General features: G+C 71.7%; 11 protein-coding genes. 9 read left to right on the forward strand and 2 right to left on the reverse strand.

Annotation, left to right across the window (positions count from 1 at the left end):
- Positions 1–18: 18 nt before the first annotated feature.
- The 9 genes from pchE (at position 19) to AC1RB9_RS03695 (ending at position 19516) form a co-directional block, all read left to right on the forward strand.
- The gene (pchE, locus tag AC1RB9_RS03655; RefSeq protein ID WP_034061032.1) at positions 19–4335 is read left to right on the forward strand and encodes a pyochelin non-ribosomal peptide synthetase PchE; all 4317 of its coding nucleotides are present in this window, start codon (positions 19–21) and stop codon (positions 4333–4335) included.
- Complete coding sequence (gene pchF / locus AC1RB9_RS03660) at positions 4332–9761, forward strand: pyochelin non-ribosomal peptide synthetase PchF (protein WP_034061030.1); 5430 nt, start codon at positions 4332–4334, stop codon at positions 9759–9761. The genes pchE and pchF overlap by 4 nt, the downstream gene beginning before the upstream one ends.
- Positions 9758–10807: a pyochelin biosynthesis thiazoline reductase PchG gene (pchG, locus tag AC1RB9_RS03665; RefSeq protein WP_003129320.1), complete on the forward strand. Its 1050-nt coding sequence runs from the start codon at positions 9758–9760 to the stop codon at positions 10805–10807. Before pchF ends, pchG begins: the two co-directional genes overlap by 4 nt.
- Positions 10804–12516, forward strand: coding sequence for an ABC transporter ATP-binding protein PchH (gene pchH / locus AC1RB9_RS03670; protein WP_031685261.1), 1713 nt, complete (start codon positions 10804–10806; stop codon positions 12514–12516). Before pchG ends, pchH begins: the two co-directional genes overlap by 4 nt.
- Complete coding sequence (pchI, locus tag AC1RB9_RS03675) at positions 12513–14237, forward strand: ABC transporter ATP-binding protein PchI (protein WP_003459966.1); 1725 nt, start codon at positions 12513–12515, stop codon at positions 14235–14237. Before pchH ends, pchI begins: the two co-directional genes overlap by 4 nt.
- Positions 14238–14328: 91 nt before the next feature.
- Entirely contained in the window at positions 14329–16491 is a 2163-nt protein-coding gene (fptA, locus tag AC1RB9_RS03680) for a Fe(3+)-pyochelin receptor FptA (protein WP_003118950.1), read from the forward strand.
- Entirely contained in the window at positions 16491–16772 is a 282-nt protein-coding gene (locus tag AC1RB9_RS03685; protein ID WP_003121870.1) for a hypothetical protein, read from the forward strand. Before fptA ends, AC1RB9_RS03685 begins: the two co-directional genes overlap by 1 nt.
- 1 nt (position 16773) lies before the next feature.
- A complete protein-coding gene (locus tag AC1RB9_RS03690; RefSeq protein ID WP_003115084.1) occupies positions 16774–18279 on the forward strand; it encodes a PepSY-associated TM helix domain-containing protein in 1506 nt (501 codons plus the stop codon).
- Positions 18272–19516: a RhtX/FptX family siderophore transporter gene (locus AC1RB9_RS03695; RefSeq protein ID WP_003121872.1), complete on the forward strand. Its 1245-nt coding sequence runs from the start codon at positions 18272–18274 to the stop codon at positions 19514–19516. The genes AC1RB9_RS03690 and AC1RB9_RS03695 overlap by 8 nt, the downstream gene beginning before the upstream one ends.
- Before the next feature lie 104 nt (positions 19517–19620).
- On the opposite strand, the gene phzM is transcribed toward AC1RB9_RS03695, so the two are convergent.
- Positions 19621–20829, reverse strand: a complete 1209-nt coding sequence (phzM, locus tag AC1RB9_RS03700; RefSeq protein ID WP_003142876.1) for a pyocyanin biosynthetic protein PhzM — start codon at positions 20827–20829, stop codon at positions 19621–19623.
- A 237-nt stretch (positions 20830–21066) separates the two neighbouring features.
- Positions 21067–21711: a phenazine biosynthesis FMN-dependent oxidase PhzG gene (phzG, locus tag AC1RB9_RS03705; RefSeq protein ID WP_096259190.1), complete on the reverse strand. Its 645-nt coding sequence runs from the start codon at positions 21709–21711 to the stop codon at positions 21067–21069.
- Between the last annotated feature and the right edge of the window lie 16 nt (positions 21712–21727).

Here is a 21727-nt window from a genome sequence, read left to right on the forward strand (position 1 = left end):
TTGCCCTAGGGAGCCCCCATGGATCTGCCCCCCGATTCCCGTACCGCCCTGCGCGACTGGCTGACCGAGCAGCTCGCCGACCTGCTCGGTGAACCGCTTGCCGACGTGCGCGCCCTGGCGGACGACGACGACCTGCTGGGCTGCGGCCTCGACTCGATCCGCCTGATGTACCTGCAGGAACGCCTGCGCGCGCGTGGCTCGACGCTGGACTTCGCCCAGTTGGCGCAGCGCCCCTGCCTGGGGGCCTGGCTCGACCTGCTGGCCTGCGCGGACCGGCTGTCCGCCCCGGCAACGGTCGCGCTGCCGACGGCGCAGGATCGCGATCAGCCGTTCGAGCTGTCTTCCGTGCAGCAGGCCTACTGGCTGGGACGTGGCGCCGGCGAGGTGCTGGGCAACGTCAGCTGCCATGCCTTCCTGGAATTCCGCGCGCGGGATGTCGACCCGCAGCGCCTGGCCGCGGCGGCGGAGTGCGTGCGTCAACGCCACCCGATGTTGCGGGCGCGCTTCCTCGACGGTCGCCAGCAGATCCTTCCGACGCCGCCGCTGTCCTGCTTCGACCTGCAGGACTGGCGTACCTTGCAGGTGGACGAGGCCGAGCGCGACTGGCAGGCGCTGCGCGATTGGCGCGCCCATGAATGCCTGGCGGTGGAGCGCGGCCAGGTGTTCCTGCTCGGGCTGGTGCGCATGCCGGGCGGCGAGGATCGCCTCTGGCTGAGTCTCGACCTGCTTGCCGCCGATGTCGAAAGCCTGCGCCTGCTGCTGGCCGAACTGGGCGTTGCCTACCTGGCGCCGGAGCGCCTGGCGGAGCCGCCGGCGCTGCATTTCGCCGACTACCTGGCGCGCCGTGCGGCGCAACGCGCCGAGGCCGCGGCGCGGGCCCGCGACTACTGGCTGGAACGCCTGCCGCGCTTGCCGGACGCGCCGGCCCTGCCGTTGGCCTGCGCGCCGGAAAGCATCCGCCAGCCGCGCACCCGGCGCCTGGCATTCCAGCTTTCCGCCGGCGAGAGCCGGCGCCTGGAGCGTCTTGCCGCGCAGCATGGCGTGACCTTGTCCAGCGTGTTCGGCTGCACCTTCGCGCTGGTCCTGGCGCGCTGGAGCGAAAGCGCGGAATTTCTCCTCAACGTGCCGTTGTTCGATCGGCATGCCGACGACCCGCGTATCGGCGAAGTGATCGCCGACTTCACCACCCTCTTGCTGCTGGAGTGCCGGATGCAGGCCGGGGTGTCCTTCGCCGAGGCGGTGAAGAGCTTCCAGCGCAACCTCCACGGAGCCATCGACCACGCCGCATTCCCCGCCCTGGAGGTGCTCCGCGAGGCGCGCCGGCGGGGCCAGCCGCGCTCGGCGCCGGTGGTGTTCGCCAGCAACCTGGGCGAGGAGGGCTTCGTCCCGGCGGCCTTCCGCGACGCTTTCGGCGATCTCCACGACATGCTCTCGCAGACCCCGCAGGTCTGGCTCGACCACCAGCTCTACCGGGTGGGCGACGGTATCCTGCTGGCCTGGGACAGCGTCGTCGGCCTGTTCCCCGAAGGCCTGCCGGAAACCATGTTCGAAGCCTACGTGGGGCTGCTCCAGCGTCTCTGCGACAGCGCCTGGGAGCAGCCCGCCGATCTGCCGTTGCCCTGGGCGCAGCAGGCGCGCCGGGCCCTGCTCAACGGCCAGCCGGCATGCGCCACGGCGCGCACCCTGCATCGCGACTTCTTCCTTCGCGCCGCCGAGGCGCCGGATGCCGACGCGCTGCTCTATCGCGACCAACGTGTCACCCGCGGCGAACTGGCCGAGCGTGCGCTGCGCATCGCCGGCGGCCTGCGCGAAGCCGGGGTGCGCCCTGGCGACGCGGTCGAGGTCAGCCTGCCGCGCGGACCGCAGCAGGTCGCGGCGGTATTCGGCGTGCTCGCCGCAGGCGCCTGCTACGTGCCGCTGGACATCGACCAGCCGCCCGCACGGCGGCGCCTGATCGAAGAGGCCGCCGGGGTATGCCTGGCGATCACCGAGGAGGACGATCCGCAGGCCTTGCCGCCGCGCCTGGATGTCCAGCGCCTGCTGCGCGGCCCGGCGCTGGCCGCCCCCGTGCCGCTGGCGCCGCAGGCGAGTGCCTATGTGATCTACACCTCGGGCTCCACCGGGGTGCCCAAGGGCGTCGAGGTCAGCCACGCGGCGGCGATCAATACCATCGACGCGCTGCTCGACCTGCTGCGGGTGGACGCAGCGGACCGCTTGCTGGCGGTCTCCGCGCTGGACTTCGATCTGTCGGTCTTCGACCTGTTCGGCGGCCTCGGCGCCGGTGCCAGCCTGGTCCTGCCGGCCCAGGAACAGGCGCGCGATGCCGCCGCCTGGGCGGAGGCTATCCAGCGGCATGCGGTGAGCCTGTGGAACTCGGCGCCGGCCTTGCTGGAGATGGCCCTCAGCCTGCCGGCGAGCCAGGCCGACTATCGCAGTCTGCGGGCGGTGCTGCTGTCCGGCGACTGGGTGGCCCTGGACCTGCCCGGCCGCCTGCGCCCACGTTGTGCCGAAGGCTGCCGCCTGCATGTGCTGGGTGGCGCTACCGAAGCGGGCATCTGGTCGAACCTGCAGAGCGTCGATACGGTGCCGCCGCACTGGCGTTCGATTCCCTACGGCCGGCCATTGCCGGGACAGGCCTACCGGGTGGTCGACGCCCACGGGCGCGACGTGCCGGACCTGGTGGTCGGCGAGTTGTGGATCGGCGGCGCCAGCCTGGCCCGCGGCTATCGCAACGATCCCGAACTCAGCGCCCGGCGCTTCGTCCACGATGCCCAGGGCCGCTGGTATCGCACCGGCGATCGCGGTCGCTACTGGGGCGACGGTACCCTGGAATTCCTCGGTCGGGTCGACCAGCAGGTGAAAGTGCGCGGCCAGCGCATCGAGTTGGGCGAGGTGGAGGCCGCGCTGTGCGCCCAGGCTGGCGTGGAGAGCGCCTGCGCGGCGGTGCTCGGCGGTGGCGTGGCGAGCCTCGGCGCGGTGCTGGTACCGCGCCTGGCGCCACGGGCCGAAGGCTCCATGGAACTACCGGCCGCACAGCCCTTCGCCGGCCTGGCAGAGGCCGAGGCGGTACTCACCCGGGAAATCCTCGGCGCGCTGCTGGAGGCGCCGCTGGAGCTAGACGACGGTTTGCGCCGGCGCTGGCTGGACTGGCTAGCGGACTCCGCCGCCAGCGCGCTGCCGTCGCTCGACGAGGCGTTGCGCCGGCTCGGCTGGCAGGCCGCGGGGCTGACCGCGATGGGCAACGCTCTGCGCGGCCTGCTCGCCGGCGAACAGGCGCCGGCCGCGCTGCTCCTCGATCCCTGGCTGGCGCCGCAGGCGGTGGCCGCGCGCCTGCCGGACGGCCGCGAGGCCCTGGCGCGCCTGCTCGAAGCGCTGCCGACGCCGGCTGCCGGCGAACGCCTGCGGGTGGCGGTGCTGGATACCCGCGCCGGGCTCTGGCTCGACCAGGGCATGGCCTCGCTGTTGCGCCCGGGGCTGGAACTGACCCTCTTCGAACGCAGCCGCGTCCTCCTCGACGCCGCCGCCACCCGCTTGCCGGAACGGATCGTGGTGCAGGCGCTGGACGACGGCCTGCTACCTGCCGAGCACCTCGGTCGCTACGACCGGGTGATCAGCTTCGCCGCGCTGCACGCCTACGAGGCCAGCCGCGAAGGCCTGGCGCTGGCGGCGGCGCTGCTGCGCCCGCAGGGCCGCCTGTTGCTGGTGGACCTGCTATGCGAGTCGCCACTGGCGCTGCTCGGTGCGGCCTTGCTCGACGACCGGCCGCTGCGCCTGGCGGAGTTGCCGAGCCTGTTGGCCGATCTCGCCGCTGCGGGACTGGCGCCGCGTTGCCTGTGGCGCAGCGAACGGCTCGCCCTGGTCGAGGCGCTGGCGCCGGGACTCGGGCTCGACGCCGCCGCGCTCCAGGCCGGCCTGGAGCAACGCCTGCCCCAGGCGATGCGGCCCGAACGCCTGTGGTGCCTGCCAAGCCTGCCGTTGAACGGCAATGGCAAGGTCGATCGTCGCCGCCTGGCCGAGAGCATGACCCGCGCACTCGGCGAGTGTCGTCACGAGCCCTCGGCGGAGGAGCCGCTGGAAGCCCATGAGCAAGCGCTGGCCGAGTGCTGGGAAGCGGTTCTCAAACGCCCGGTGCGTCGTCGCGAGGCGAGCTTCTTCAGCCTCGGCGGCGACAGCCTGCTGGCGACCCGCCTGCTGGCCGGCATACGTGAGCGTTTCGGCGTACGCCTGGGCATGGCCGACTTCTATCGCCAGCCGACCCTGGCCGGTCTTGCCCGCCACTTGCAGGCGCAGACCGTCGAAATCGAGGAAACCCAACTGGAAGAGGGCGTGCTATGAGCCTCGGCGAACTGCTGGAAACCTGCCGCAGCCGGCGCATCGAACTCTGGAGCGAGGCGGGCCGCCTGCGCTATCGCGCCCCCCAGGGCGCCCTCGACGCCGGCCTCGCCGAGCGCCTGCGGGCCGAGCGCGAGGCCCTGCTGGAACACCTGGAAGGCGGCCCTGGCTGGCGCGCCGAACCCGACCTGGCCCACCAGCGCTTCCCATTGACCCCGGTGCAGGCCGCCTACGTGCTGGGCCGCCAGGCGGCCTTCGACTACGGCGGTAACGCCTGCCAGCTGTACGCCGAGTACGACTGGCCGGTCGACACCGACCCGGCGCGCCTGGAGGCGGCCTGGAACGCCATGGTCGAGCGCCACCCGATGCTGCGCGCGGTGATCGAGGACAACGCCTGGCAGCGCGTGCTGCCCGAGGTGCCCTGGCAGCGGCTGACCGTGCATGCCTGCGCGGGGCTCGACGAGGCCGCTTTCCAGGCGCACCTGGAGCGGGTCCGCGAACGCCTCGACCACGCCTGCGCGGCGCTCGACCAGTGGCCGGTCCTGCGCCCCGAGCTGAGTATCGGCCGGGATGCCTGCGTACTGCACTGCTCGGTGGATTTCACCCTGGTCGACTACGCCAGCCTGCAATTGCTGCTTGGCGAATGGCGCCGCCGCTATCTCGATCCGCAATGGACGGCGGAACCGCTGGAGGCGACCTTCCGCGACTATGTCGGCGTCGAGCAGCGCCGACGCCAGTCGCCAGCCTGGCAGCGCGACCGCGACTGGTGGCTGGCGCGTCTCGACGCGCTACCGGGGCGTCCCGACCTGCCGCTGCGGGTGCAGCCGGACACCCGGTCCACGCGCTTCCGGCACTTCCACGCGCGCCTCGACGAGGCCGCCTGGCAGGCGCTCGGCGCGCGCGCCGGCGAACACGGCCTGAGCGCTGCCGGCGTGGCCCTGGCGGCCTTCGCCGAGACCATCGGTCGCTGGAGCCAGGCACCGGCGTTCTGTCTCAACCTGACGGTACTCAACCGGCCGCCGCTGCATCCGCAGCTGGCGCAGGTGCTCGGTGACTTCACCGCGCTCAGCCTGCTGGCAGTGGACAGCCGCCACGGCGACAGTTTCGTCGAGCGTGCCCGACGCATCGGCGAGCAGATGTTCGACGACCTCGACCACCCGACCTTCAGCGGCGTCGACCTGCTGCGCGAACTGGCGCGCCGGCGTGGTCGCGGCGCCGATCTGATGCCGGTGGTGTTCACCAGTGGCATCGGCAGTGTGCAGCGCCTGCTCGGCGATGGCGAGGCGCCGCGCGCGCCACGCTACATGATCAGCCAGACCCCGCAGGTCTGGCTGGACTGCCAGGTCACCGACCAGTTCGGCGGCCTGGAGATCGGCTGGGACGTACGCCTCGGGTTGTTCCCCGAGGGCCAGGCGGAAGCCATGTTCGACGACTTCGTCGGGCTGCTCCGGCGCCTGGCGCAGAGCCCGCGCGCCTGGACCGACGGCGATGCCACGGAACCCGTCGAGGCGCCGCCGCAGGCGTTGCCCGGTAGTGCCCGGAGCATCGCCGCCGGTTTCGCCGAGCGTGCCCTGCTGACCCCCGACGCCACGGTGATCCACGATGCCGCCGGCAGCTACAGCTACCGCCAGGTCGCCCAGCACGCCAGCGCTCTGCGCCGCGTCCTGGAAGCGCACGGCGCGGGCCGTGGCCGGCGGGTCGCGGTGATGCTGCCGAAAAGCGCCGCGCAATTGGTCGCGGTGATCGGCATCCTCCAGGCCGGCGCCGCCTATGTGCCGGTAGACATCCGCCAGCCTCCGCTGCGGCGCCAGGCGATCCTCGCCAGCGCCGAAGTGGTCGCGCTGGTCTGCCTGGAAAGCGATGTCCCGGACGTCGGCTGCGCCTGCGTGGCCATCGACCGGCTGGCCGCCGACAGCGCCTGGCCGCCACCGCACGCGGCGGAGGTGGCGGCGGACGACCTCGCCTACGTGATCTACACCTCCGGCTCCACCGGCACGCCCAAGGGCGTGATGCTCAGCCATGCAGCGGTGAGCAACACGCTGCTCGACATCAACCAGCGCTACGGCGTCGACGCCAACGACCGCGTCCTCGGCCTCGCCGAGCTGAGCTTCGACCTCTCGGTCTACGACTTCTTCGGCGCCACCGCGGCGGGGGCCCAGGTGGTCCTGCCGGACCCGGCGCGCGGCAGCGATCCTTCGCATTGGGCGGAACTGCTGGAACGCCACGCCATCACCCTGTGGAACTCGGTGCCGGCCCAGGGCCAGATGCTCATCGATTACCTGGAGAGCGAGCCGCAACGCCACCTGCCGGGACCGCGCTGCGTGCTCTGGTCCGGTGACTGGATTCCGGTCAGCCTGCCGACCCGCTGGTGGCGGCGCTGGCCGGACAGCGCGCTGTTCAGCCTGGGCGGCGCCACCGAGGCGGCGATCTGGTCGATCGAGCAGCCGATCCGCCCGCAGCACACCGAGTTGGCCAGCATCCCTTATGGCCGTGCCCTGCGTGGGCAGAGCGTGGAAGTCCTGGATGCCCGCGGGCGGCGCTGCCCGCCGGGCGTGCGCGGCGAGATCCATATCGGCGGGGTGGGCCTGGCGCTCGGCTACGCCGGCGATCCGCAGCGCACCGCCGAACGCTTCGTCCGTCATCCCGATGGCCGTCGCCTGTATCGCACCGGCGACCTCGGCCGCTACCTGGCCGACGGTAGCATCGAGTTCCTCGGTCGCGAGGACGACCAGGTGAAGATTCGCGGCCACCGCATCGAACTGGCCGAGCTGGACGCCGCGCTGTGCGCCCATCCGCAGGTCAACCTGGCGGCCACCGTGGTGCTCGGCGAGACCCACGAGCGCAGCCTGGCCAGCTTCGTCACCCTGCATGCGCTGGCGGAGGCTGGCGAGGATCCGCGTACGGCGCTCGACGCGGTGCGCCAGCGGGCGGCCCAGGCCTTGCGCCGCGACTGGGGCAGCGAGGAGGGCATCGCCGCGGCGGTGGCCGCACTCGACCGTGCCTGCCTCGCCTCGTTGGCCGCCTGGCTGGCCGGCAGCGGTCTGTTCGCCAGTGCGACGCCGCTGGACTTCGCCACCCTGTGCCAGCGCCTGGGTATCGCCGAGGCGCGCCAGCGCCTGCTGCGCCACTGGTTGCGCCAACTGGAGGAGGGCGGCTACCTGCGCGCCGAGGGCGAGGGCTGGCTGGGCTGCGCCGAGCGTCCCGCGCAGAGTCCGGAGGACGCCTGGACGGCGTTCGCCGGCTGCGCGCCGGCGGCGCTCTGGCCGGCCGAGCTGGTCGCCTACCTGCGTGACAGCGCGCAATCCCTCGGCGAGCAACTGGCCGGGCGGATCAGCCCGGCGGCGCTGATGTTCCCGCAGGGCTCGGCGCGCATCGCCGAGGCCATGTACAGCCAGGGCCTGCATGCCCAGGCGCTGCACGAGGCCATGGCCGAGGCCATCGCCGCCATCGTCGAGCGCCAGCCGCAACGGCGCTGGCGCCTGCTGGAGCTTGGCGCCGGCACCGCCGCCGCCAGCCGTGCGGTGATCGCCCGGTTGGCGCCGCTGGTGCAGCGAGGGGCGGAGGTGGACTACCTGTTCACCGACGTTTCCAGCTACTTCCTCGCCGCCGCCCGCGAGCGCTTCGCCGACCAGCCGTGGGTACGCTTCGGCCGCTTCGACATGAACGGCGATCTTCTCGACCAGGGCGTGGCGCCGCACTCGGTGGATATCCTGCTCAGCTCCGGGGCCTTGAACAACGCGCTGGACACCCCGGCGCTGCTGGCCGGCCTGCGCGAGTTGCTGAGCGCCGACGCCTGGCTGGTGATCCAGGAACTGACGCGCGAGCACAACGAGATCAGCGTCAGCCAGAGCCTGATGATGGAAAACCCGTGCGACCTCCGCGACGAGCGCCGCCAACTGTTCGTCCACACCGGGCAATGGCTGGAGTGGCTGGCGGCACAGGGTGGCGACCTGGCTTGTGGGGTGGTGCCGCCGGGCAGCGCTCTCGACCTGCTTGGCTACGATGTCCTGCTGGCTCGCTGCAAGACCGACCGCGCCCGCCTGGAGCCGGCCGAGCTGCTGGCCTTCGTCGAAGCGCGGGTGCCGCGCTACATGCTCCCGGCGCAGTTGCGCGTGCTCGAACGCCTGCCGGTCACCGGCAACGGCAAGATCGACCGCAAGGCCCTGACCGGCTTTGCCCGCCAGCCCCAGGCGGACCTTCGGCATGGCGTCGCGCAGGCACCGGCCGACGAACTGGAGAATGCGCTGCTGGCACTCTGGCGGGAGGTGCTGGACAACCCGTCGCTGGGCGTCGAGCAAGACTTCTTCGGGGCTGGCGGCGACTCGCTGTTGATCGCCCAGTTGATCGCCCGTTTGCGCGAACGACTGGAAAGCGCCCGCCGGCATCCGTTCGATCGCCTGCTACGCTGGGCGCTCAGCCAGCCGACGCCGCGCGGCCTGGCCGAACGCCTGCGCAGCGCGCCGGAAGAGGGCCGTGGGCCAGCCCTGGCCGCGGCGCGCGGCGTCGCCCCGGCGCAGACCGGCATGTCGCGCGCACCGCTCGCCGAGGGCGCGGTGGCGCTCGACCCGCTGGTGCGCCTGGTGCCCGGCGAGGGCGTGCCGAGGGTGCTGGTCCACGAAGGCCTCGGCACGCTGCTGCCGTACCGCCCGCTGCTTCGCGCCCTGGGTGAGGGGCGGCCGTTGCTGGGCCTGGCCGTGCATGACAGCGACGCCTACCTGGCGATCCCCGCCGAGCATCTCAACGCCTGCCTCGGCCGCCGCTACGCTGAGGCGCTCCATGGCGCCGGGCTGCGTGAGGTTGACCTGCTCGGCTACTGCTCCGGCGGGCTGGTCGCCCTGGAGACCGCCAAGTCCCTGGTCCAGCGCGGGGTGCGCGTGCGCCAGCTGGATATCGTCTCCAGCTACCGGATTCCCTACCGGGTGGACGACGAGCGCCTACTGTTGTTCAGCTTCGCCGCGACCCTCGGACTGGATACCGTGGCGCTCGGCTTCCCCGCGCCGGAACGTCTCGGCCAGGCGGTGCAGGCGGCGCTCGCGCAGACACCGGAGCGCCTGGGCGCCGAGGCGCTGGCGGAGCTACCGGGCCTGGCCGATCTCGTCGCCCTGCGCGGCCGCGTGCTACAGGCGGCCAGCGGTAGCGCCGACGCCGCCAGCGTCGAACGCGACACCCTCTACCGACTGTTCTGCCACTCGGTGCGTGCCAGCCAGGCCGCGGCGCCGGAGCCCTACGTCGGCGCGCTGCGGCTGTTCGTGCCGGACGCCGGCAACCCATTGGTGCCGTGCTACGCCGAGGCCCTGGAGACCCAATGGCGGGCCGCCGCGCTCGGCGCGTGCGGCATCCACGAGGTGCCCGGCGGGCACTTCGACTGCCTGGGCGAAGCCCTGGCGCAATCCCTGTCGAAACCCATGCCAGAGGAGGCGAGCCGATGAGCGACGTCCGTTCCGTGGTGGTCGCCGGTTCCCGGTTCGGCCAGTTCTATGCCGCCGGCGTCGCCGCCGATCCGCGCTTCGTCCTGCGCGGGATCCTTGGCCAGGGCAGCCGGCGTTCGCGGGCGTTGGCCGAGCGCCTCGGGGTGGAGACCTGGTGCGAGGTCGAGGCGTTGCCTGACGATGTCCGCCTGGCCTGCGTCGCGGTCGGCGGCGCGGCACGCGGCGAGCAGGGCCCGGCGCTGGCCGAGGCGCTGATGGCGCGTGGCATCGACGTGCTGATCGAGCATCCGTTGCTGCCGCGCGAATGGCAGGACCTGCTGCGCAGCGCCGAGCGCCTGGGCCGGCGCTGCCTGCTCAACACCTTCTATCCGCAGTTGCCGGCGGTGGCGCGTTTCATCGAACTGGGCCGCCAGTTGCACCACCGGCGCGGCATCCGCCACCTGGACGCGGCCTGCGGGGTGCAGGTCGGTTTCGCCACCCTGGACATCCTCGCCGCGTTGCTGGAGGGCGTCGGCCCCTGGTCGCTGGAGTCGCCCTCGAACGACCTGTCGGCGATGCGCGGGCTATCCCTGGTGTTGGCGGAAGTGCCGTTGAGCCTGCACGTGCTCAACGAACTGGCGGCCGCCGACGATGGGCGCATGACCTTGTTGCAGCGCGTCAGCCTGACCACCGATCGCGGCACGCTGAGCCTGCTCAGCCCCCATGGCCCGTTGTTGTGGACGCCTGCGGTGGCGGTACCGGCAGAGGATGACGACGGCCTGTTCGCGTTGTTCGACGAGATAGCCGGCGAACCGCTGCCCAGCGCCCAGCTCTGGTATGCCGAACCGTGCAGCTGGGCCCAGGTGCACCAGCGCCTGTGGCCGGCGGCGGCGGCCGAGGCGCTGGCGCTGCTCGCCGACGGCGACGAGGTGCGCCGGCGCAACCAGCGCAGCCTGGAGGTCGCCGCCCTGTGGCAGCGGATCGGCGAGCGCCTTGGCTTCCCCGAGGCGCCGCCGGCGTCGCTGGCGCCGGCGAGCCTGGAACAGGTGCTGGAGCAAGCCTCGTGACCCCGGTGCTGTGGCGCCTGCTGCGCACCTATCGCTGGCGGCTGGCGGCGGCCATGGGGTTGCAGGCCCTGGCCGGGCTCTGCTCGCTGTTGCCCTGGATGCTTCTCGCCTGGCTCGCCGAGCCGCTGGCGCGCGGCCAGGCGCAGCCGGCCCTGCTGGCCCTGGTGCTGCTGGCGGTGCTGGCCTGGCTGGGCTGCCAGGCGCTGGCCGCGCACCTGGCCCACCGGGTCGACGCGGACCTCTGCAACGACCTGCGCCTGCGCCTGCTGGCGCACCTGCAACGGCTGCCGCTGGACTGGTTCGGTCGCCAGGGCCCGGACGGCGTGGCGCGCCTCGTGGAGCAGGACGTGCGGGCCCTGCACCAACTGATCGCGCACGCTCCCAACGATCTCAGCAACCTGTTGGTGGTGCCGCTCGTCGCGTTGCTCTGGCTGGCCTGGCTGCACCCCTGGCTGCTGCTGTTCTGCCTGCTGCCGCTGGTGCTGGCCGCCGCCGGCTTCCTGCTGCTGCGCTCGGCGCGCTACCGCGACCTGGTGCTGCGGCGCAACGCCGCGCTGGAAAGGCTCTCGGCGGACTATGGCGAATTCGCCCACAACCTGCTGCTGGCCCGACAGTACCCCGGCGCCGGCATACAACAGGGCGCCGAGGCGTCGGCGGCGGCCTTCGGCGAAGCGTTCGGCGCCTGGGTGAAGCGGGTCGGCCACCTCGCCGCGCTGGTCTACGTGCAGTTGTCGACGCCCTGGCTGCTGGCCTGGGTCCTGCTCGGCGCGCTGGTCCTGGATGCCCTCGGCGTGCCGCTGGCGCTCGGCCAGGCCTGTGCCTTCCTGCTCCTGCTGCGGGCCCTGGCCGCCCCGGTGCAGGCGCTCGGCCACGGCGGCGACGCGCTGCTGGGCGCGCGCGCCGCCGCCGAGCGCCTGCAGCAGGTATTCGACCAGGCGCCGTTGGCCGAGGGCCGCTCGACCCGCGAGCCGGTCGATGGCGCGGTGGCGCTGCACGGCCTGGGCCATGCCTACGAGGGCGTGGAGGTCCTGGCCGATATCGATCTGGAGCTGAAGGATGGCAACCTGGTGGCCCTGGTCGGTCCCTCGGGCTCCGGCAAGAGCACCCTGCTGCACCTGCTGGCGCGCTACATGGACGCGCAGCGCGGCGAACTGGAGATTGGCGGCCTGGCACTGAAGGACATGCCCGATGCCGTGCGCCATCGGCATATCGCGCTGGTCGGCCAGCAGGCGGCGGCGCTGGAGATATCCCTGGCCGACAACATCGCCCTGTTCCGCCCCGATGCCGATCTCCAGGAGATTCGCCAGGCGGCCCGTGACGCCTGCCTCGACGAGCGCATCATGGCCCTGCCGCGTGGCTACGACAGCGTGCCGGGACGCGACCTGCAACTGTCCGGCGGCGAACTGCAACGACTGGCCCTGGCCCGTGCGCTGTTATCGCCGGCGCGCCTGTTGCTGCTCGACGAGCCGACCTCGGCGCTGGATCCGCAGACCGCCCGGCAGGTCCTGCGCAACCTGCGCGAGCGTGGCGGCGGCCGGACCCGGGTGATCGTCGCCCATCGTCTGGCCGAAGTCAGCGATGCCGACCTGATCCTGGTGCTGGTCGCTGGCCGTCTGGTCGAACGCGGCGAGCACGCGGCGCTGTTGGCGGCGGACGGCGCCTATGCGCGCTTGTGGCGTGAACAGAACGGCGCGGAGGTGGCGGCATGACCCTGTTCGAACGAATGCGTGCGCTGCCCGAAGACTGCCGTGCCGCGTTGCGCCGGGCGAGCGCCTGGGCGGTCCTGGCGGCGCTGCTGGACGCCGCTTGCGGCGTATTGCTGGTGCCGTTGGTCGAGGCCTGGTTCGCCGAAGGCGCGTTGCCCTGGCGCTGGGTCGCCGCGTTGCTCGGCTTGAGCCTGGCGCAGGCGCTGTTGCAGTACCTGGCCCTGCGTCGCGGTTTCGCCGCCGGCGGCTCGCTGGCGGCTGGACTGGTGCGCAGCCTGGTGGCGCGCTTGCCGCGCCTGGCGCCGCCGGCGCTGCGCCGGGTCGCGCCGGCCGAAGGCCTGCTGCGCGGCCCGGTGATGCAGGCGATGGGCATTCCGGCGCACCTGCTGGGGCCGCTGATCGCCGCGTTGGTGACGCCGCTCGGGGTGATCCTCGGGCTGTTCCTGATCGACCCGTCCATCGCCCTCGGCCTGCTCCTTGCTGGTGCCTTCCTCGCCGCGCTGTTGCGCTGGAGCGGGCGGCGCAATCTGGCGGCGGAGGATGCCCGGCTGGCCGCCGAGCGCGACGCCGCACGGCAGTTGCAGGCGTTCGCCGAACGCCAGCCACTGCTGCGCGCGGCGCAGCGCGAAAGCGTCGCCCGCCAGGGGCTGGAAGAGGCCTTGCGCAGTCTCCACCGCAGCACCCTGGAACTGTTGCGGCGCAGCCTGCCCAGCGGCCTCGGCTTCGCCCTGGCGGTGCAGGCGGCGTTCGCCTTCGCCCTGCTCGGCGGCGCCTGGGCGGTGGAGCGGCAATGGCTGGACGGCGCGCGACTGGTGGCCGTGCTGGTGCTGCTGGTGCGCTTCATCGAGCCGCTGGCCCAGCTCACCCATCTCGACCAGGCGTTGCGCGGCGCCTGGCAGGCGCTGGACACCCTGCTGCGGGTTTTCGCCCTGGCTCCGCTGCGCAGCCCCGAGCCGGGCGAGCGGCCGCACGACGCCAGCCTGGCGGCCGAGGCCGTGGAATTGCGCCTGGAAGATGGCCGCGCCTTGCTCGAGGACATTTCCCTGAGGCTGGAGCCGGGTTCGCTGAACGTCCTCGTCGGACCCTCCGGGGCCGGCAAGAGCAGCCTGCTGGCGCTGCTCGGGCGGCTCTACGACGTCGATGCCGGGCGTGTCCTGCTGGGTGGCGTGGATATCCGCCGGTTGAGCGAAACGACCCTCGCCGCCAGTCGTAACCTGGTGTTCCAGGACAACGGCCTGTTCCGCGGCAGCGTTGCCTGGAACCTGCGCATGGCGCGAGCGGACGCCGATCTCGAAGCGCTGCGCGAGGCGGCGCGGGCGGTTGGCCTGCTGGAAGAGATCGAGGCCTGGCCGCAGGGCTGGGACAGCGACGTCGGTCCCGGCGGCGCGCTGCTGTCCGGCGGCCAGCGGCAACGCCTGTGCCTGGCTCGCGGGCTGCTCTCGACGGCGCCGTTGCTGCTGCTCGACGAGCCCACCGCCAGCCTCGACGCCGCCAGCGAGGCGCAGGTGCTGCGCAGCCTGCTCGGGTTGCGCGGCCGGCGCACCCTGCTGGTAGTGACCCACCGCCCGGCGCTGGCGCGTCAGGCCGACCAGGTACTGCTGCTGGAGGAGGGGCGCCTGCGTCTCAGCGGACGTCACGCCGATCTGCTCGTCCGGGACGACTGGTATGCCGGTTTCGTCGGGCTGGCGGGCGAGGAAAGTTCCGCGACGGTCGTGGATCAATAGAGAAAGACCGGCAATCGAAAAAGCCCCGGAGACGATTTCTTCATAATGATAAGCATTATCAAATCGTATATCCCCCGAGGCTGTTCGAACGATGAAAACGGAGACGAAGGTGATCAAGGGACGCCAGGGCATCGCCCGCAATCGGCACACCCCGTTGTGCCTGGGGCTGCTGCTGGCGCTGAGTCCGCTGGCCGCGGCCGTGGCCGACGCGCGCAAGGACGGCGAGACGGAACTGCCGGACATGGTGATCAGCGGAGAAAGCACGTCTGCCACCCAGCCGCCGGGGGTGACTACCCTGGGCAAGGTGCCGCTCAAGCCGCGCGAGCTGCCGCAGTCCGCCAGCGTCATCGACCATGAGCGCCTCGAACAGCAGAATCTGTTCAGCCTCGACGAAGCCATGCAGCAGGCCACCGGGGTCACCGTGCAGCCGTTCCAGCTGCTGACCACCGCCTACTACGTGCGCGGCTTCAAGGTCGACTCCTTCGAGCTGGACGGGGTGCCGGCGCTGCTTGGCAATACTGCCAGTTCGCCGCAGGACATGGCGATCTACGAGCGGGTCGAGATCCTTCGCGGCTCCAACGGACTGCTGCATGGCACCGGCAACCCGGCGGCCACCGTCAACCTGGTGCGCAAGCGGCCGCAGCGCGAATTCGCCGCCAGCACTACCCTCAGCGCCGGGCGCTGGGACCGCTACCGCGCCGAGGTCGACGTCGGCGGCCCGCTGAGCGCCAGCGGCAACGTGCGCGGCCGAGCGGTGGCCGCCTACGAGGACCGCGACTACTTCTACGACGTGGCCGACCAGGGCACCCGCCTGCTCTACGGGGTGACCGAGTTCGACCTGAGCCCCGACACCCTGCTCACCGTCGGTGCGCAATACCAGCACATCGACTCGATCACCAACATGGCCGGGGTACCGATGGCCAAGGATGGGTCCAATCTCGGGCTGTCCCGCGACACCTACCTCGATGTCGACTGGGACCGCTTCAAGTGGGACACCTACCGCGCCTTCGGCTCCCTCGAACAGCAACTGGGCGGCGGCTGGAAAGGCAAGGTCAGCGCCGAATACCAGGAAGCCGATTCGCGCCTGCGTTACGCCGGCTCCTTCGGCGCCATCGACCCGCAGACCGGCGACGGTGGCCAGCTGACGGGCGCCGCCTACAAGTTCAAGAGCATCCAGCGCAGCCTCGACGCCAACCTCAATGGGCCGGTGCGACTGTTCGGCCTGACCCACGAACTGCTCGGTGGGGTCACCTACGCCCAGGGCGAGACCCGCCAGGACACCGCACGCTTCCTCAACCTGCCGAACACCCCGGTCAATGTCTACCGCTGGGACCCGCACGGTGTGCCGCGCCCGCAGATCGGCCAGTACACTTCGCCGGGCACCACCACCACCACCCAGAAAGGCCTCTATGCCCTGGGCCGGATCAAGCTCGCCGAGCCGCTGACCCTGGTGGTCGGCGGCCGCGAAAGCTGGTGGGACCAGGACACCCCGGCCACCCGCTTCAAGCCCGGTCGCCAGTTCACGCCCTACGGCGGGCTGATCTGGGACTTCGCCAGGGACTGGTCGTGGTATGTCAGCTACGCCGAGGTCTACCAGCCGCAGGCGGATCGCCAGACCTGGAACAGCGAGCCGCTGAGCCCGGTGGAAGGCAAGACCTACGAAACCGGGATCAAGGGCGAACTGGCCGACGGCCGCCTGAACCTGTCGCTGGCGGCGTTCCGCATCGACCTGGAGAACAATCCGCAGGAAGACCCGGACCATCCGGGGCCGCCCAACAATCCGTTCTACATCAGCGGCGGCAAGGTGCGCAGCCAGGGCTTCGAGCTGGAAGGCACTGGCTACCTGACGCCCTACTGGAGTCTCTCGGCCGGCTACACCTACACCAGCACCGAGTACCTCAAGGACAGCCAGAACGACTCGGGGACGCGCTACTCCACCTTCACCCCGAGGCACCTGCTGCGCCTGTGGAGCAACTACGACCTGCCCTGGCAGGATCGGCGCTGGAGCGTCGGCGGCGGACTCCAGGCGCAGAGCGACTACAGCGTCGACTACCGCGGCGTGAGCATGCGCCAGGGCGGCTACGCACTGGTCAACATGCGCCTGGGCTACAAGATCGACGAGCACTGGACGGCGGCGGTCAACGTCAACAACCTGTTCGACCGGACCTACTACCAGAGCCTGTCCAACCCCAACTGGAACAACCGCTACGGCGAACCGCGCAGCTTCAACGTCAGCCTGCGGGGCGCGTTCTGATGCCGCGCCAGTCGGGCTTCGGCTGGGCCTGGCGGGTTCCGCTGGCGCTCGCCGGCAGCCTGGCGGCGGCGACCGCCAGCGGCTATCTGTTGACTCGCGGGCTGCCCCTGGACGACCCGCTCGAGCGTCTCTACGCCGGGCTCTTCGGCGCGCTCGGGGTGGGCTTGTTGCTGCTTGTCGGCGGGTTGCTGGCGCGTGATCCGGGCAACTTCGCCTGGCGCCTGGGCGGTAGCCTGCTGGCACTGGGCCTGGCGTTGTGGCTGCTGGCGGGGCGCGGTTGAAGTGGCGGCGCGTCCTCTCCTGCTCTCGCTGCACGGTGGCGCCGGCGCGCTGTTCGGCGTGCTGCTGTTCGTGGTGCTGTTCAGTGGCGCCTGGAGTCTTGGCCACGACGACCTGCGCGAGTGGCTGCGGGCCCCGGCGCAGGCGGGAGGAGAAGCCCTTGCGCTGGAGCGCCTACTCGAACGGGCGGGCGAGGAAGGCGTCGACATCCGCGATGCGACCCTGCTGCTGCCCGCTCCCGGCCATGCCGCCTTCAGCGTCTGCGATGCGCGCCTGGACTGCCGGCTGGACCTCGACCCGGCCAGCGGCCGGGTGCTGCCACCGATGCCGGCGCTGGACCTCCTGCTGAACCTGCACAAGAGCCTGTTCGTCGGCTTCCCCGGGCGGGTGCTGGTCAGCCTGTTCGGCGTATCGCTGTTGCTGCTGTGCCTGGCCGGCGTGCTGCTGCACAGCCGCCGCTGGCGCGACCTGCGGCGTTGGCGGCGGGATCGCGGGCTGCGCCTGGCGCTGTTCGACCTGCATGGCCTGATCGGCATCTGGGGACTGCCCTGGCTGCTGTTGTTCGGTTTCACCGGCGCGCTCAGCGGGCTGGGCGCTCTCGGGACCCTGCTGCTGGCGCCGGTGGCCTACCCGCAGGAACCGAACCGGGTATTCGTCGAGTTGATGGGACCGCCGCCGCCCGCCGCCGAGGGGCGGCCATTGGCGTCCCGCATCGATCTCGACCGCCTGCTTGCCGGCGATGCCGTGCGGGCGCCCGGCTTCGTCGCCCAGCGTTTGAGCCTCAGTCATGCCGGGGATGTCGCCGGCAGCGTGGAGATCGCCGGTATCCGGCGTGGCCTGCCGAGCACCGCGAACTTCGAGCGGCACCGCTATCGGCTGGCCGACGGCACCCTGCTCGGCGAGCGCAGCTCGGCGCAGCGCGGTTTCTGGCTGCGCGCCTTCATCGCCGTGCAGCCGTTGCATTTCGCCCAGTACCAGTGGCTCGGGCCGGGCTGGTCCGCCGCGTTGCGCGGCCTGCACCTGGCGATGGGCCTCGGCGCCTGCCTGCTCTGCGCCAGCGGCCTGTACCTGTGGCTGCAACGACGCGCCTCGGCGCCGGACGCCCGCGTACGGCTCTTGCAGCGCCTGAGCCAGGGTTTCTGTGCCGGCCTGGTGGCGGCGGCCGCGTTGCTCCTGCTGGGGCTGCAACTCGCGCCCTCGGAGCTACTCGCCGGACCCTGGCCGGGGCGGCTGTTCCTTGTCCTGTGGGCCGCCGCTGGCCTGGCGGCGTTGCTGCTGCCGGGCGACTGGCCGCTGGCGCGCGGGTTGCTCGGCGTCGCCGGGCTGGCCTGCCTGGCGGCCGCCGTCGCGCACCTGGCGCCCTGGCTCATGCGCGGCCGGCTGCCGGCCCTGGGCCCCGACCTCACCCTGATCCTCTGCGGCGCGCTGCTCATCCGGCACGCCTGGATGCAGGCGCGCGCCGCCGCGCCACCCGCCCACCCCCGTGTCACCGGAGACCACCATGCTTGAGCTGTATCGCCACCGCCGCCTGGTCATCACCCTGGCGTTGCTCTACCTGTCCCAGGGCATTCCCATCGGCCTGGCCATGGACGCCCTGCCCACCCTCCTGCGCCAGGATGGCGCGCCATTGCAGGCGCTGGCCTTCCTGCCCCTGGTGGGGCTGCCCTGGGTGGTCAAGTTCCTCTGGGCGCCCTGGGTCGACAACCATTGGTCGCGCCGTCTCGGCCGGCGGCGTAGCTGGATCCTGCCGATGCAATGCATCGTCCTCGCCTGCCTGCTCGGCCTGGCGACGCTCGGCCTCGGCGTGGCCAGTGCCGGTTGGGCGGTCGGCCTGCTGGCGCTGGCTTCGCTGGCCAGCGCGACCCAGGACATCGCCACCGACGGCATGGCGGCGGAGCACTTCAGCGGCGAGCTGCTGGCCAAGGTCAACGCGGTACAGATCGCCGGGGTGATGATCGGCTTCTTCGGCGGCGGTGCCGGCAGCCTGATCCTCGCCGGGCATTTCGGCCAGCGCGCGGCGTTCCTGGTCATGGCCTGCGTGCCGCTGGCAAGCCTGTGCTGCGTGCTCGCCCTGGGGCGCGGCGACCCCCACGAACTCCCCCCGGCACCGGCCGCCAAGGCCAGCCTGCTGCGCTTCCTGCGTCGGCCGCTGGCGCCTTCGCTGCTGGCGCTGGCACTGCTGTCGGCGATGACCGCGGTATCCGGCTTCGGCCTGTCCAAGCTGTACCTCAGCGATGCCGGCTGGGCCTTGCAGGACATCGGCCGGCTGGGCATGAGCGGTGGCCTGGTCACGGTATTCCTCGGCTGCGGCGGCGGCGCCTGGCTGGTCAGGCGGATCGGCCTGTGGCGCGGTTTCGCCCTTGGCGTGGTGCTCGCCGGTTGTTCGGCGCTGCTCTGGTATCTGCAGGCCGGTCGCTGGTTGGCACTGAGCGAAGGATTGGCGTGGACCTGCGTGCTGATCGGCTCGCTGGCTACCGGCATCACCTCGGTGGCGATCCTCACCGCGGCGATGCGCTTCGCCGGCCAGGGCGGCCAGGCCGGCACCGATGTCACCGCGGTGCAGAGCACCCGAGACCTCGGTGAGATGCTGGCGTCTTCGTTCCTGGTCAGCCTCACCGCGCAGATCGGCTATGCCGGCGGCTTCCTCACCGGCAGCGCCCTGGCGGTGCTGGCCCTGTTGCTCGCCCTGCGCCTGCAGGCCGGCGAGGGGCGCGGGGAGTGGAAGGGGCGGGCGGAAGAGGCCTGAGGCGCTGCCGATAGGCGCGCAGCGCCCGGCACCCGCACGGATGCCTCCTCTCCCGCGGACGGGAGAGGCGGGAGAGGGCAGGCGCGGTGGCCTGCCCGGTGTTGCTAGCGTGGCCGTTCCACCTGGTTGCGGTAGCTGCCGGTGATCGCTTCCAGCGCCGCGCTCTTCTCGGTCTTCGGTCGCGAAGCGGCGGCCCATTCCTCTTTTTCCCGTTCTCGGTTGGCCAGGATGATCTTGTTGGCGGTCGGCCGCCGCGCTTCTTCGTATTCGCGCAGGGCTGCGGCCACGTCGGCGTTGCGCGCCAGCGCGGCGGCCAGCTCGATGCCGTCGAGGATTGCTTGCGAAGCGCCGTTGGCGCCCATCGGATACATCAGGTGGGCGGCGTCGCCGAGCAGGGTGATGCGTCCCCGGCCCCAGTGCGGCAGCGGATCGCGGTCTACCATCGGGTACTGCAGGATCAACTGGTTGCGGGTCAGCAGGTCGCGGATGTCGAACCAGCCCAGGTCCCAGTCGGCGAAGAACGGCAGCACGTCCTCCAGGCGCCCGTCGCGGTTCCAGTCGGCCTCGTTGTCGAGCTGGCCGACGGCGGCGCTTGGCACCATGCACACCCAGTTCACCAGCGACTTGCCTTCGGCCGCGTGACGCGCCGAGATCGGATAGGCGACCAGGCGCGACCAGTGCTCGTCGTTGGCGACGATCATGGTCTTGCCGTCGAGGAAGCGGTCGAACTCGGTGACGCCGCGCCACATGGTGATCCCACCGTGGGACAGCGGCCCCTGGTCGGGATGCAGGTGCGCGCGGACCGCCGAATGGATGCCGTCGGCGCCGACCAGCACATCGGCACCGAGCGCCTGGGGCTTGCCGTGTCCGTCGCGGGCGCCGATCAGCACGCGGCCGTCGCGCTCCTCGATACGCTCCACGCCGAGACCGGTGCGTACCGCCTGTTGGCCGAGGCGCTCGCGCACCGCGGCGAGCAGGATCATCTGCAGTTCGCCGCGATGGATCGAGTACTGCGGATAGGCGTTGCCGGCTTCCACCCCGCGCGGCTCGGACCATACCGTGGCGCCGCTCTGGTCGATGTAGCGCAGCTCGTGGGTGGGGATGGCGGTGGCCGCCAGCGCCGGGCCGAGGCCCAGTTCGGCAAGGGCCTCGACCGCCGCCGGCTGGATATTGATGCCGACGCCAAGGGGGCGTATCTCGCTGCTGCTTTCCAGCAGCGTGACCTTGCCGATGCCGGCCTGGTGCAGGGCCAGGGCGCAACTGAGGCCGCCGATGCCGGCGCCGGCGATGAGGATATCGATGGGTTCGCTCATGGGTGCTTCCTTTTCTCGAGTGTTCGAATCGATGGGGGTTCGGCTGGGATGGATGACCGTTTACCGCGATGAAACGTCGGCGCAGCGGCGGATAACGCCGGTGGCGTTATTCGCCCTACGACCCGGCTCCGGGGCCGCGGGACGCATGACCGCGTGCGGTTGGGTGGGCTTCGAGGCCGCGTAGGGCGAATAACCGCTTGCGGTTATCCGCCGTGAAACGTCGGCGCAGCGGTGTCGTCACGGTTGCAGGTAGCGGTGCTTCCAGCCTCCTTCGTCGCGGTCGTAGCGCAGGCGCTCGTGCAGCCGCTCGGTGCCGTTGCCCCAGAACTCCACCGACTCCAGGCACAGTTCGAACAGGCAGTAGCCCGGCGGGCGCGGCAGCGGGCCGTCGGTTTCCGCCAGGCGCCGGGCTTCGGCGCGCAGGGCGTGGATGTCGACGAGGGTTTCGCTCTGCCGCGAGGCGATCGACATCGGGTGGGTCTGGTACGGGCGGCTCAGCCACTGGGCGTCGGCGCGCTCGTCGGGCAGGCGTTCGGCGCGGCCGTTGAGGATGATCTGCTGGCTGCTCTCGCGCCAGTACAGCACCCCCGAGGCCCAGGGGTTCTGCGCCAGTTCGCGGCCCTTCTGGCTATCGGCGTGGGTGGCGAACACCACCCCGCGCTCGCCCAACTCGGCGATCACCACGATCCGCGTCGACGGCCGGCCCTGCCCGTCGACCGTGGCCAGGGCCAGTGCCCGCGGCTCGCGCACGCCATAGCGGCGGGCGCGTTCCAGCCAGTTGCGCAGCACCTCCATGGGGTTCGCCGGCGGCGCCTCGAACTCCGGGAAAGGGGCTTCGATGGTCCCGGTGAGGGACTCGGAAATGTTCGTGTTGACGCCCATCACGGCGTTCCTCCGT

Source organism: Pseudomonas sp. 20-5 (genome assembly GCF_056782835.1).